This is a genomic window from Ruegeria sp. TASC047 (assembly GCF_059612445.1).
In genome coordinates, this window is record NZ_JBXWQP010000054.1 from 44,834 (window position 1) to 58,096 (window position 13,263).

The window sequence follows — 13,263 nt, forward strand, 5'->3', positions numbered from 1 at the left end:
AGTATTGATGGCAGATCAGCCCTGCATTTCAGATACAGATCGGTGTTCGGTGATGGCTGTTTTTCAATCTCCAGGTTGCGCCGATAGGGGGGTGAGTGAAGCCGCCCTGTCGGACTGGAACTCGAGAATTGAAGGGTTCTTTGATGGCAATGGAGTGAGCCCGTTCCTGGTCATGGACCCAGACGACATCGTCGATGGTCAGATATCGACGGGGTTCAAATGGTCTGCCAACCCGCGCGAGCCCCGGGATTGTCTGGGCGAGGATCTGGCCGCCAGTCTTTCGGATCAGGGTTGGGCAAGCAGGGCTGAGCTGCACAATGAATTTCTGGAATATGCGCTGATTTTACGGCCCGATTCCGACGGCAAAATGCGGCCGAAGCGCTTTGTCGCCACGACCGAACTGATGGAGTGGTGGAGAACCATGGCAGTGTTCGATCTGGATCACTTCCTTTCGGTCGTTGAAACCGTATCCAGATGTTCATATTCCTGCGAAGAGTTGTTCGAGGCTTCGAAATCAGATTGGTGCGCATTGGATGTGCCTCAACGCATTGCTCGTTTTCACAAAAGCCTGGTGGGAACAGATTTTGCCCATCCACCAGAGCATCCGTTGAATATCGAACATGCTTTGTTCATGATCAGAGAGACGAACAGCCTGAGCGACCTGATCGCTACAATGCATCTTTCCTCATTCCCATATGTTGTCGGCAATGGTGAAAACAGAAGGCCCGCGCGGCTTGATGAAGTGTTACATTTTGCCGACCGACAGGATTTGTATTGTCGCCATGCGGGATCTGGGTTGGCAGGTGAAGCCCTTGATCTGGCCTTCTCCAGAGGCACAGCAACACCGACAGGGCGCGCGATGGCGTTCGCGAATCCTATGGGGCTTTATATTCGGGCGTTTCACATGTCCGAACTCTTCGTGGATGCGGTGAATGTGCCGACAGATTGGGTGCGTTATCCGCGCGGTGAAGCGGGAATGCCCATGCGCCTTGAGTTCGGGCCGGGCGATGATGATCCGCGGTTTCTGGACGATATCACCATGGGAACAGGGTCGACCGCACGGCCTGCGTCGGGTTATGCGCTTGCCAGCCTGATCGAGGTTGGCCCTTTGATAACAGTAGCGGCCAATTCACGCGCGATCACAAGGGTCGAGTTTGTTGAAGTCCCGCCTGTTGATCCAAGCGACATCGTTTGTGGACTGCCGGAAACCCAACGATGCAAACAGATTTCTGAATTTGCGGACCGGACTGAAACCGAGGTCTCTGGCAAACTGGCGCTAACTCGCCAATTCAGTCACTGACAAAGGTTTCAAACTGGCACGGCTTTGACAATGGGCAAAGGTATTTCCGGCGCGGTCATATCGAATATGGCAATCGGGCGACCGGCAGCGTTGGCCGCCGCTGTCAATACAGTCATCAGCGTCGGGTCGGGAGTCTGCCAGGCATCCGCATCGAAAGAGGATGCCGGAGTTGCCGGGCGATCGGTTCGCGCGCCGCGATACAGTCGGAACAAGCGCGCCTGTTCCTCATTCATCGCGTCATCTGTCACGCCGGTGTGGTCAAGCGTCACCATATTGCGCCAGGACACAACCGCTTCGCATGCCGCGTGCCAGACACCTGTCGCCAGATCGGCGGAAAAAGCCGTTCCATAGGTTGGCCGCCCGCCATCCGCATCGGTGCAGACCGCACGCAGTAGCAGTCCGACCTCCGGAACCACGCGAACGTGAACGCTCAGATTGCGCAGGTAGGTGTTCAGCCAGTGGGTCAGATCACGCGGCAACGCTGTTTCGGGCAACACTTGGTCGAAACCGTGTGGTCCAAGCGCATGTTCCAGGCATTCAAATGCGGCCCATAGCGCAGCGGCCTCATGCGTTGGTCCGGCTGCGGCCCCCTTCGACGTGATCTGCCCATCGCTGTCCGGCGCACCCAGAGCAAGGGCATCACGTGGCAGAACATGCGTGGCACCATCCGATGAAATCAGGCTTTCGCGGGTTTGGGGTGAATCCGTGCTGTATTGCAGCGCATAACGTTCGATCGCCTCGAAACCCGAAAGCCGCGCGGCTTCGTTCCGGTTGCGCGCTGTGCCAAAGGACACTCGATGTTTCATTGCGCCAGCGGGTGGCACTGTTCCATTTCGCAAATTGATCATGCGAAAGGCGGTGTGGATCGGAGCACCTTTGGGAAATTCAGCAAAAGAAGGTCCTGAAATTAGCCCAGCGTTTTCGGCCAGTTCAATCAGCGCGTCGGTCATTTTTGTTTCCGGATAGGTATGTAACGGGTTATACAAATGGTTGTGGTTGTTAAGAAAGGACTTTTAGTATGGCTCGTTTGATTATTAATCCGAAATACACACTTAAGGATCTTGGGTGTGAAGTTCTGAACGCCGCCCGGAGCAACGCGCTGGGGTCACAAGAGGGTCGCGACGCGGCTGAGCGACAGATTCATGAAATCCTTGCTGATGTCGGTAATCCTGCGGTGGAGTTTGTTTATGATTCCATGAACAAGGTTCATATCGTAATCCCTGATCTGAGCGATAAAGAGCCAGACCCAAATCCCGATCACGAGTCATGGTGCTGCAAGCTGGCCTATGAAGCGATGGGTGGCATTGTCGTTTATGGCTGTGGTTCCTGATCGCAGTATCTGAACTTGCCTGAGGAGTTTATTTGAGTAAGGCAAAAACCAAGATATTCCTGACCGGTCCGTTTCAGGTGATTTGCGACAACGGCCAGGATGCAACACCACGCGGCACCAAGGCGAAAGCGCTTCTCGCCTTGGTGTTGTTGTCTAAAAATGCTGTTCGCAGCAGGGCCTGGCTGCAAGACAAGCTTTGGAGCAAAAGCTCACCCGCACAGGGTGCGGCCTCGTTGCGCAAGGAACTTAGTGTCCTGACCAAGCATCTGGCCGGGTTCGGTCTGGGGTTTTTGGACATCGGGCGCGAGAATGTCTCCATCGACCTGAAAGCGCTTGAAATTGATTTGTTTGATGAACCGCTTCAACCGGATCGCGCCGAGCTTCTGGAAGGGTTGGATGTTGCAGACCCGGAATTTGAAGACTGGTTGGCAGTTGAACGGCAAGCGTATTGGGACGTTGGTTTTGATGAGAATGCGCCTGTCCCGGTTGGCGCGCGCTTTCCATCCCATTGGGGGCACCAGAGACCTGCAATTGTAGTCGAGCCGTTTGAAGTAATTGGTGACGATAACAATATCAACGTTGCGGCGGCTTCGATACGGGACGAGTTGCTTTTCCTCTTGGGTACGTTGTCGGATGTCATCGAATTGCGTGATGCGCGCAGGCAAGAAGGGCCTGTCGACGGCTATATGCTAAGCGGCAGCGTGGTAGCGGCCGAAGGGTTGCGGGTGGCGGCACAATTGACATCAACCGTGGATCAGGTGTGCCTATGGACCGAACGTTTCCGGTTTCGGGAAAAGGATACGTTTGACGCCGTTGAAGAAATCGCAATGAAAGTTGTCGAAGCGCTTCAGCTACGGCTGCGGGATGGTCACTGGTCCGAAATCTGGTCAGCACGCGCCACATCCACCGAAGTTTGGACGGCATTTCAGAATGGTCGCATTCAGGAAAGCCTTACGACCAAGGACGGCCTGTTTCGTGCCATCCGCCAGTATGAGGTCTGTTTGCAGCGCGATCCGGACTATCTGCCTGCGCGGATCGCTGTCGGATTCTGCCGCCTGGATCTGATCCGGTTGGGCATGGAAGACTCGCCGGAAAAAACGCTGGCTCTGGTCGAGGCCGACTGCGCCGTCATGCGTGAAAAACACCCGGCGGATCCTTATTGCGCCGCACTCGAAGCGTTTACCCACAGTGTTGCTGGCCATACTGCCGAGGCTTGCCAGCTGATGCGCAAGGTACTTGAGCGGTTCCACAGCAGCCCCGAATTGCTGGGCTATTATGGTGTCTTGTTGATGTATGATGACCGGCTTGAGGACGGAATAGCCACGTATCGGCAGGCCCTTGCGTTAACGCCGCACCCGCCAATCTGGATCGAGGCGAACCTGTCCATGACCCTTGCCCTCTCCGGAGACAAGGCAGCATGGCAGCACGCGCATAATGTCTTGCGAGTGGACCCCGGCAGCGTGCGGGCGCGGGTTGTGTTATGCATGTTGTCCGCCGCCGCTGGCAACCAGTCACTGGCACGCCGGCACGCCCGTCGCATCCTGGAATTGCAGCCCGGTTTCACGGCAGAGCGCTGGGCCTGGCCTGGCTGTTTCAAAAACAGAAAATACTATGACAAAGGTGCACGGCTGTTGGCCGAAGCAGGTCTGTGATGGCGTCTAATTGTCGTCCAGCACTTTGCGGGCGACGCGGAAACACTCCAACGCCTGCGGAACGCCGCAATAAATCCCGACCACGTGGATGATGGCGCGTATTTCTTCTTTAGTCACTCCGTTGGTGATGGCGCCCCGGCAGTGGATTTCCCATTCATGCATCTTTCCCAGTGCTCCGATCATGGACAGGTTCATCATTGACCGCGTTTTTGCGTCGATCACGTCATCCCCCCAGCCAAAACCCCAGCACCAGGCGGTCATGGCTTCCTGAAACGGGCGGGTGAAATCATCTGCTGCTGCAAGGTTCTTTTCCACATAGTCCGCGCCCAGTGTATTCTTCCGTTGTTCCAACCCTTTCAGGAACAGGTCTTCGTCAAATAAGTCGGCCATTGCGGGTCTCCGGTTTGTCAGCGTGTCAGGCGGTGCTTCTATGCGGTATCGTAGTGCGATATTATCCAGTGGCGCATCTGTTTTACCGGTCTGGCTGATCCATTATGTCGATATACCTATGTGGCTTTAGGCCAGGACCGGTCGATTTCGCAAGTGTGCCATTCCTTGGGCATCTGGGTGGCTGATCTATCCACTCAAGAACAGGGCAAACAGGTTATGTCTACCAGAGGCGGGTTTCATTCCACTGCCTCGCGCATCCATTGTTGCAACTTGGCGATTGAATGTTCGGACATCACACCGCAACCCGGATCCAGCACCAGCGGGCCGGGGCGGTAACCGCGGGATCTGAGGCCGCGATGAACGGATTCCACAAGCCGGATGTCTTCTTCGACCGTTGTTTCCCTGTCCTGAACGGCCAGTTGCCTGATCACCGCGCTTTCCGAACCACCTTCGGTGTACCAACCGCGCCAGACGGTGCAGTGATCCGTGTCACTTGCGCGCCAGTGATAGGTGTTCAGCACATTGCCCGGGTAGCACTGGAACGAAAACATCGGCCAAAGGAACCAAGTCTGGTAGTCGCCCGCATGAGGCACCGACAGGTCGATAGGGTAAGTCATCTTGTCGAGGCTCTGACATTCGGTCGTGTGGCGCAGCACGAAACCGCCGCCTGCATCGGGTTGGATGTCGTAGGTTTCGGGCTTGACGACACCTTCAGCGAATGTCGGGTGGTTGCTCGGACAGTGATAGCATTCCGAATAATTCTCGACGCTGACTTTCCAGTTGCAATTTTCCGGAATCTCGACCCATTCCAGCGGCTCAAGCTCGTCGATATGCGGGACAAATGTACGGATTTCCTGCCGCACTCCGGGATACCAGTCGTCCATCGGGGCTGCCTTGTCGTCGAGATTGACGAAGATGAACCCATTGAAGATTTCGGTCCGAACGGCCGTCAGGCAGATTGCACTGCGGTCAAATCCGGGGACGGATTTGATATTTGGACCCGCGCGCAACTGACCTGACAATTCATAGGTCCACGCGTGATAGGGACAGACGACAACGCGGGTGTTGCCTGTGCCCGAGACCATTTCATGCGCACGGTGCTGGCAGACGTTATAGAAAGTGCGAATTTCGCCATCGCGCCCGCGAATGCAAAACAGGCTTTGCCCGGCAATCTCGAAGGCAAAGTAATCTCCTGTTTCCCGAACCTGCGCGACATGGCCTGCGAACTGCCATGTTCGGGCCAAAAGCCCCTGCATCTCCTTCTCGAAAATGGCGGGGTCGGTATAATATCGCGCGTCCAGTGAGTGGGTCAGCGGTGCGTTCATTCGGGTTCCTCCGCATAGATGCCAAGCTGATGGCGACGACGATGGAAACGTTCGACCCGTTCGACGATCTCGTCGCTGGATACCGCGATCACGAAAGACAGCAGCGTTTCCAGCAGCGCGATGGTCGAAACGGATGACGGGAAAAACTGTGGGGTATCTGCTGCGACGACAAACCCGTGATGGGCGTTCCGGATCACAGGGCTGGCCGGACTGTCCGAGATACCTATGACAGTCAGGCCCTGCTGACGTGCCAGTTTGACCGCCTCGATCACTTCGGTGCGGTAGGGATGGCAGGTGATCGCAATCAGCACGTCCTGCTCATCGGCCCAGGCCAGATCGTCTACCGGGGTTGAACCGGGGCGGGGGATTGCATGAAACTGCTTCATCCCGGTCGAAGCCAGATAGGTAAAGTTGCGCGCGTTGGAATTGTTGACGCCCACGCCGAGTGTGAAAATCTGGCGGCAATTCCAGATGACTTCGGCAGCAGATTTCAGGCGGTTCGCGTCGATCCCTGCAAATGTTTCCTCGATATTCCGGATCGCGGCACCGATCATATCGGCATACAGCCCGCCCAATTCACCGGATTTGCCGATGTCCTGAAGCCATCTGGCGCGATCTGGAAACGACACGCGTCCCTTTCGGATTGCATCGCGAAAGGGTTCGCGAAAATCTTCGTACCCTTCAAACCCCACTTGCCGTGCCATGCGCACAAATGTGTTGGGCTTGACCTTTGCCGCCTCGGCGATTTCGCGCACGGTTGAAACCCCTACATCCGCAGGGTTTTCCAGAACGTACCGCGCGGCTTTCTGTGCCTCAGGGGTCAGGGCGTCCCACTCTTCGGTCAGACGGTCCAGAACAGTTGATGATACATTTGTGGCATTCATGATTGACGATGGTACAAATGTGTAATTAGCCTGTCGAGCAGAAAAGCGACTCGGGAAGAGGAAAAATCATGTCCGGGAATGAACTGCCGTCACACGCACGCGTGGTCATCGTCGGGGGCGGCGTCATGGGCGTTGGTCTGGCCTACCATCTGGCCCATGAAGGCTGGGGCGAAGAGACCGTTCTGTTGGAAAAGGCCGAGCTGACCAGCGGCAGTACATGGCATGCGGCAGGGCAGATTACGCATTCAACCTCAAGCTTTGGTCTGGGCAAATGCGTCGATTATAACATCGGTTTGTATTCCGGCCTGCTTGAGGCCGAGACAGGTCAGCCTGTCACATGGCATGGCTGCGGCTCGTTCCGTCTTGCTTATACCGAGGATGAGATGGATTGGCTGCGCCACACGCTGTCGGTGGGCTGGTCGCTGGGCTTCAATATCGAACTTGTCGGTCCCGAGAAGGTGGCCGAACTGCATCCGTTTTATAACCTCGAAGGTGTTCTTGGCGCGCTGCACACGCCGGATGACGGGCATGTGGACCCGACTAACGTGACCATGGCGATGGCAGCCGGGGCACGCCAGAAAGGCGTGCGCATCTTCCGCAGTTGCCGGGCGACGAACATCACGCAGGGCGCAAACGGTGAATGGATTGTTGAGACCGAACGGGGTGCAATCATCTGCGACCATGTGGTGAACGCGGGTGGCACCTACGCGCGCCAGATGGGCGAATGGTCCGGGCTGCAACTGCCCATGACGTCAATGACGCACCATTATTTTGTGACTGAACCGGTGCCGGAATTCCAGAACCTGGACAAAGAACTGCCGGTGATCCGCGATGACCGCAAAGTCTCGGGTTATATCCGGATGGAGCAGCAGCGTGGCCTGATCGGAATATACGAGAAAGAGAATCCCAACTCGGTTTGGCATGATCATTGCCCGTGGGAGTACGAGAACTGGTTGTTCGACGCGGATTATGACCGGGTAATGCCATGGCTAGAGGAAAGCCTGAACCGGATGCCGATCTTTGCGGAACTGGGTATTCAACGCGATGTGCATGGGGCGATATCACATCCGCCGGACGGCAACCCCCTGATCGGGCCTGCTCCGGGTGTGCGAAATTACTGGTGCTGTTGCGGGACACAGATTGGGATCGGTTGGGGCCCGGGTCTGACCCGAGAACTGGCGCGCTGGATGGCGCATGGGGCTGCCGATATCTCGATGCGGGATTTCGATCCGCGCCGCTTTGGCAGCTATGCCACCAAAGACTGGCAAGTGATCAAGGCGGAAGAAGATTACTGCTTGCGGCACGAAATCCCGTTTCCACACTTCAATCGACTTGCAGGGCGTCCGATCAAGCCGTCGCCACTGTATGAGTTGCTGAAATCCAAGGGCGCGGTACATGAAGAGGTCTATGGCTTCGAACGCCCCCGCTGGTTCGCCCGGGACGGCGTGGAACAACGCGATCACTATTCCTTCCGCCGCACTCCTGCCGACGACATGGTCGCGGCCGAGGTCAAGGCAGTGCGCGAACGTGTCGGCATAATGGATGTCACCGCCTTCACCAAAGTCGAAGTATCGGGGCCCGATGCCTATACCCTGTTGGATCGGTTGACTGCTAACAGGATGCCGCAAAAGGTTGGCTCGATCACGCTGACCCATATGTTGAACCGCCGTGGCCGGATCGAGTTGGAGACAACGATTGTCCGCATGGCCGAAGACCGCTTCTATCTGGTCTGTGCAGCGTTCTTCGAACAGCGCTTGCTTGATCATCTGGCGCATCATCGCAAGGGCGAAGATGTGCGGATCAACGCGCTGTCTTCCGAATGGTCGGCCTTGTCGCTTAACGGCCCCAGATCACGCGAAGTCCTGGCGCGCTGTACGGCTACCGATCTGAGCAATGCCGGGTTCCGCTGGCTGTCGGCGCAAGAGGTCACCATTGCCGATCATAAACTTTGGGCGTTTCGCATGTCTTATGCGGGCGAACTGGGTTGGGAGCTGCATATGCCCAACGCTTCCTGCCTCGACGTCTACAATGCGCTATGGGCTGCGGGCGAGGCGTATGGCATCGCGGACTACGGCAGTTTCGCCATGAACGTGATGCGGATGGAGAAGGGCTTCAAAGGGGCAGGCGAGCTGACAAACGAAGTCACGCTGGCAGACGCTGATGTGCTGCGCTTTGCCCGTACGGACAAGGATTACCTGGGCAAGGACAAGACGTTGAACACCGATTTGCCATGGGTATGTGCCTATCTGCAAGTCGAGTCGGATGGCGAAATTGATGGCCATGGAGGCGAGGCGGTGACGCTGGACGGGCGTGTCATAGGCTCGACAGCTTCGGTCGTATTCGGCCACACGGTAGGTAAGATATTGGCCTTTGCATACATCAAACCCGAAGCAGCAAAAGCGGGAACCGAGTTGGAGGTCGTGATTCACGGCAAGCCGCGTTCGGCCCGAGTACTGGATAAGCCCGCCTACGATCCAGACAGCCTGCTGCCCCGCACAGACGCAGTAATGGAGACCGCCTGATGAGCCTGCCCGCCACAATGAAAGCCATGGTCACGATGGGCCATGGAGGTTTAGAGCAGATAGTTTGGCACGATAACTGGCCGCGTCCTGAACCTGCGGAGGGTGAGGTGCTGATCAAGGTTGCGGCATGTGGCCTGAACAATACGGACGTCAACACGCGGTCGGGTTGGTACTCCAAGACGGTCACAGCCGCAACGACCGGTGGTGCGTTTGAAGAGGTTGGCGAAGAAGATCCCACCTGGGGCGGCAATCCGATCACCTTCCCGCGAATTCAAGGGGCCGATATCTGCGGGCATATCGTTTCCGTCGGCGAAGGTGTTGACCAGGCGCGTATTGGCGAGCGTGTCATCACGGATGGCTGGCTGCGCGATCCGGTGGAACCCGACAATATGGACAAGACTGGTTATTTCGGCTCGGAACGGGATGGTGGTTTTGCCGAATACGCGACAACTCTGGCGGTGAATGCTGTGGCAATCACCTCGAATCTGACGGATGCTGAACTGGCAACTTTTTCCTGCTCTTACTCCACCGCCGAAGGCATGTTGACCCGTGCCAATGTGACCGGCGAGGATACGGTTTTGGTTCCAGGTGCTTCCGGCGGTGTGGGCGGTGCGCTTGTGCAACTGGCCAAACGGCGCGGCGCGCGTGTGATCGCGATGGCATCCGAATCCAAACACGCGGACGTGGCCAGGCTTGGCCCTGACGTCATTCTGCCACGCGCTCCTGCGAACCTGCGCGAGGCGCTGGGCGTGGAAAAGATCAGTGTGGTCGCAGATGTCGTGGGCGGACCATACTGGCCGAACCTGATCGACATATTGGAACGGGGTGGCCGCTATACCTGTTCGGGCGCTATTGCAGGCCCGATCGTCGAACTTGATCTGCGCACATTCTACCTGCGCGACCTGACCTTCATCGGTTCGACCGTCATTGACCCTCAGGTCATGAAGAACCTCGCAACATACATCGAGGCTGGTGAGATCAAGCCAGCGCTTGCCGCGACATACGCGCTGGAGGATCTCCGAGAAGCACAAGCCGCGTTCATCGCGAAAGAGCACACCGGCAACATCGTGGTGATGCCATGACGCTTGACGATGTTCTCGAAGCTGCCCGTCAAATGCACCATGCGCATCCGGGCCTTGCTGCGTTCGCGCCTTGGCCGGGTGATCTGATCCCGACGGGGTTGGATGCCGCACCCATTCCCGCAACGAGGCTGGTGGCAGCCTTCGATCTTGTTGAAGACACGCCAACCCGTGACTTGATCGCGGCGGTCAATGCGACGGCGCATCTGGCACATTGGAAACATACCTACACCGAAGACGAAGTTGGTGCGGATTTCCTGAATCGATACGGCTATTATGAGCTGTTCGGTCCTACCGGACATTTTCACTCGACCCAGCTGCGTGGCTACATCGCATATTGGGGGGCTGGCCTGAATTACGATTGGCACAGCCATCAGGCCGAAGAACTCTACCTCATTCTTGGCGGAGGTGCGTTGTTCAAGGTCAATGGGAACGAAACATATCTTGGCGCCAATCAAACACGCTTGCACGCAAGCTGGCAAAGTCATGCCATGGTCACCACAGATCAGCAGATCCTGACTTATGTTCTGTGGCGCGGTGAAGGCATGGGTGATCTGCCCCGGATGGATATCGCATGAAGATCAAATCTATCACAGTATTTCACGTCGACCTCCCACTGGAGCATCCATATTGGTTGTCGGGCGGGCGGTTGAAATTCGAAACGCTTGACGCGACAGTCGTGAAAATCGAAACCGATGCGGGGTTTGTTGGCTGGGGTGAAGGGACCCCATGGGGCCATACCTATGTGCCCGCGCATGGTCCGGGTATCCGCGCCGGAATTGAAACGATGGCGCCGTTCATTCTGGGCCTGGATCCGCGGCGGGTTCTGGATGTGGAACGGGCGATGGATCTTGCCTTGCCCGGACACCTTTATGCCAAAAGCCCAATTGATATGGCCTGCTGGGATATCGCGGGTCAGGCGGCGGGCGTGCCGATTGCCGATCTGATGGGGGGTGGATCGCGGACACCGCGCCCAATTGCGTCCTCGGTCGGGGCGAAATCCGTCGACGAAACGCGCGCGGTCATAGAGCGGTACCGCCAGCGGGGCTACATCGCCCATTCCGTGAAGATTGGTGGTGACGTTGACCGGGACATCGTGCGTGTTCGCGATGTCGAGAGTATTCGGCGACCCGGCGAGATCGTTCTTTATGATGTCAATCGTGGCTGGACGCGTCAGCAAGCTTTGCGCGTGATGAGCACCTGCGCGGACCTGAATGTCATGTTCGAACAACCTTGTGAGACGCTGGATGACATTGCTGCAATCTCGGGGCTTCACACGTCACCCGTTTCAGTGGACGAAAGCCTCGTGACTTTGCAGGATGCGGCCCGTATTGCCCGCGATGGTCTGGCTCAGATTTTCGGGATCAAGTTGAACCGCGTCGGCGGGCTGACCAAGGCTGCACGCATGCGGGATATCGCGCTGGCCCATGGGATAGACATGTTTGTAATGGCCACAGGCGGTACGGTTCTGGCCGATACCGAAGCATTGCATCTGGCCGCGACCATCCCGGATGACACCTGCCTTGCAGTATGGGCCTGTCAGGACATGATCACGGTCGATATTGCCGGGGGGCGTGGGCCTCGGAATGTTGATGGCCATTTGCACCTGCCAGAAGAACCCGGGCTTGGCGTTCATCCGGACGAAGCCGCATTGGGTGATCCAGTAGGAGAATATGCTTGAGAATTGACAAGATAACGCTCTGGTCCGTCGATCTGACCAGCCATGAAACCTATCACATGGCCGGCGGCAAGACCTGCGCGACCGTGACGTCTCATATCCTGCGTCTTGAGACGGATACAGGTCTGACAGGTTGGGGCGAGGTCTGCCCGATCCCGCATTATCTGCCCGCCTATGCAAATGGAGTACCGGGGGCCATCGCTGAAATGGGTCCCGAGATTCTCGGGATTTCGCCAATTGGGGTTGACGCACCGATGCGAAAGCTGGACGGATTTCTGCAAGGCCACAGCTACGCGAAATCGATCGTCGACATTGCGCTGTGGGATCTGTTCGGCCGCGTGGCAGGGGTGCCGGTTTACGCGTTGCTGGGCGGGCGGACACGGGCAGATATGCCACTTTATCATTCGATCACATGTATCGCGCCGGACGAAATGGCGCGCATTGCAAAGGCAGCCTTCCAGACGGGCATTCGGCAATTCCAGGTCAAGCTGGGTGTCGAGGGTGATTGGCAAGCCGATGCCGAGCGGCTGATCAAAGTGCGCGAAGCCGTGGGAACCGGACCGCTTGTGTATGGCGACTGGAACTGCGGCGCATCGCGCCTTCAGGCAACGCGAACCGGGCGCGCGGTGGCGCATCTGGATGTGATGCTGGAACAGCCCTGTAAAACACTGGAAGACTGCGCCGCTGTTCGTCAGTCGACGGGTCTGCCCATGAAGATCGACGAAAACGCCTTTGATCTTGCATCGCTGAAGCGGGCGCATGAGTTGGGTTGCATGGACGCGGTGGCGCTTAAACTTTCGAAATTCGGCGGATTGTCAGCAATGCGTCGTGCACGGGATCTGACCGTGCATCTGGGTGCCGAGATTTGCGCGGAATGCACATGGGGGTCTGATATTATTACTGCGGCTTCACTTCACTTTGCGGCGTCGACGCCGAAAGGTTCTCTGATGAACACGTGCGACTTGTCGTCTTACGTGGCCCCGCGTCTGTGTCCTGATGCACCAATTCGTGAAAGCGGCCGGATTGCTCCGCCCGAAGGTCCGGGTTTAGGTGTTGTACCGGACCTCGATATCCTTGGCACCCCAATTCTGGAGATCGACTGA

At 57.1% G+C, this 13,263-nt stretch carries 12 protein-coding genes; 8 read left to right on the top strand and 4 right to left on the bottom strand.

Annotated features, from left to right (window positions below; genetic code table 11):
• The first annotated feature begins 91 nt into the window (after positions 1 to 91).
• Positions 92 to 1,300 carry a DUF8225 domain-containing protein gene (locus AC2FLO_RS19155; RefSeq protein WP_496752092.1) on the top strand — a complete coding sequence of 403 codons (1,209 nt, stop codon included), beginning with the start codon at positions 92 to 94 and terminating at the stop codon, positions 1,298 to 1,300.
• A gap of 8 nt (positions 1,301 to 1,308) precedes the next feature.
• Here the strand turns inward: AC2FLO_RS19155 and AC2FLO_RS19160 are convergent, their stop codons facing one another.
• A complete protein-coding gene (locus AC2FLO_RS19160; RefSeq protein WP_496811742.1) occupies positions 1,309 to 2,250 on the bottom strand; it encodes a YcaO-like family protein in 942 nt (313 codons plus the stop codon).
• A 68-nt stretch (positions 2,251 to 2,318) separates the two neighbouring features.
• Between AC2FLO_RS19160 and AC2FLO_RS19165 the strand changes: the two genes are divergently transcribed.
• Together AC2FLO_RS19165 and AC2FLO_RS19170 are read left to right on the top strand one after the other, a co-directional pair.
• On the top strand, positions 2,319 to 2,630 hold the full coding sequence (locus AC2FLO_RS19165) for a hypothetical protein (RefSeq protein WP_496752095.1): 312 nt from the start codon (positions 2,319 to 2,321) through the stop codon (positions 2,628 to 2,630).
• A gap of 32 nt (positions 2,631 to 2,662) precedes the next feature.
• The gene (locus AC2FLO_RS19170; protein WP_496752097.1) at positions 2,663 to 4,282 is read left to right on the top strand and encodes a hypothetical protein; all 1,620 of its coding nucleotides are present in this window, start codon (positions 2,663 to 2,665) and stop codon (positions 4,280 to 4,282) included.
• A gap of 6 nt (positions 4,283 to 4,288) precedes the next feature.
• Here AC2FLO_RS19170 and AC2FLO_RS19175 read toward each other — a convergent pair whose 3' ends face one another.
• The 3 genes from AC2FLO_RS19175 to AC2FLO_RS19185 all read right to left on the bottom strand — a co-directional run bounded on the left by AC2FLO_RS19175 (position 4,289) and on the right by AC2FLO_RS19185 (position 6,881).
• The gene (locus AC2FLO_RS19175; protein ID WP_480482962.1) at positions 4,289 to 4,672 is read right to left on the bottom strand and encodes a carboxymuconolactone decarboxylase family protein; all 384 of its coding nucleotides are present in this window, start codon (positions 4,670 to 4,672) and stop codon (positions 4,289 to 4,291) included.
• A gap of 236 nt (positions 4,673 to 4,908) precedes the next feature.
• Positions 4,909 to 5,997: an aromatic ring-hydroxylating oxygenase subunit alpha gene (locus AC2FLO_RS19180; RefSeq protein WP_496804018.1), complete on the bottom strand. Its 1,089-nt coding sequence runs from the start codon at positions 5,995 to 5,997 to the stop codon at positions 4,909 to 4,911.
• Positions 5,994 to 6,881, bottom strand: coding sequence for a MurR/RpiR family transcriptional regulator (locus tag AC2FLO_RS19185; RefSeq protein ID WP_496752101.1), 888 nt, complete (start codon positions 6,879 to 6,881; stop codon positions 5,994 to 5,996). Before AC2FLO_RS19185 ends, AC2FLO_RS19180 begins: the two co-directional genes overlap by 4 nt.
• 68 nt (positions 6,882 to 6,949) lie before the next feature.
• On the opposite strand from AC2FLO_RS19185, the gene AC2FLO_RS19190 reads away from it, so the two are divergent.
• The 5 genes from AC2FLO_RS19190 to AC2FLO_RS19210 are packed head-to-tail and all read left to right on the top strand — an operon-like array spanning position 6,950 to position 13,263.
• Positions 6,950 to 9,403, top strand: coding sequence for an FAD-dependent oxidoreductase (locus AC2FLO_RS19190; protein ID WP_496752103.1), 2,454 nt, complete (start codon positions 6,950 to 6,952; stop codon positions 9,401 to 9,403).
• Positions 9,403 to 10,485 carry an alcohol dehydrogenase family protein gene (locus AC2FLO_RS19195; RefSeq protein ID WP_496752105.1) on the top strand — a complete coding sequence of 361 codons (1,083 nt, stop codon included), beginning with the start codon at positions 9,403 to 9,405 and terminating at the stop codon, positions 10,483 to 10,485. The genes AC2FLO_RS19190 and AC2FLO_RS19195 overlap by 1 nt, the downstream gene beginning before the upstream one ends.
• Complete coding sequence (locus AC2FLO_RS19200) at positions 10,482 to 11,060, top strand: dimethylsulfonioproprionate lyase family protein (RefSeq protein WP_496752107.1); 579 nt, start codon at positions 10,482 to 10,484, stop codon at positions 11,058 to 11,060. Before AC2FLO_RS19195 ends, AC2FLO_RS19200 begins: the two co-directional genes overlap by 4 nt.
• The gene (locus AC2FLO_RS19205) at positions 11,057 to 12,163 is read left to right on the top strand and encodes a mandelate racemase/muconate lactonizing enzyme family protein (RefSeq protein WP_496752109.1); all 1,107 of its coding nucleotides are present in this window, start codon (positions 11,057 to 11,059) and stop codon (positions 12,161 to 12,163) included. The genes AC2FLO_RS19200 and AC2FLO_RS19205 overlap by 4 nt, the downstream gene beginning before the upstream one ends.
• Positions 12,160 to 13,263, top strand: coding sequence for a mandelate racemase/muconate lactonizing enzyme family protein (locus AC2FLO_RS19210; RefSeq protein WP_496752111.1), 1,104 nt, complete (start codon positions 12,160 to 12,162; stop codon positions 13,261 to 13,263). The genes AC2FLO_RS19205 and AC2FLO_RS19210 overlap by 4 nt, the downstream gene beginning before the upstream one ends.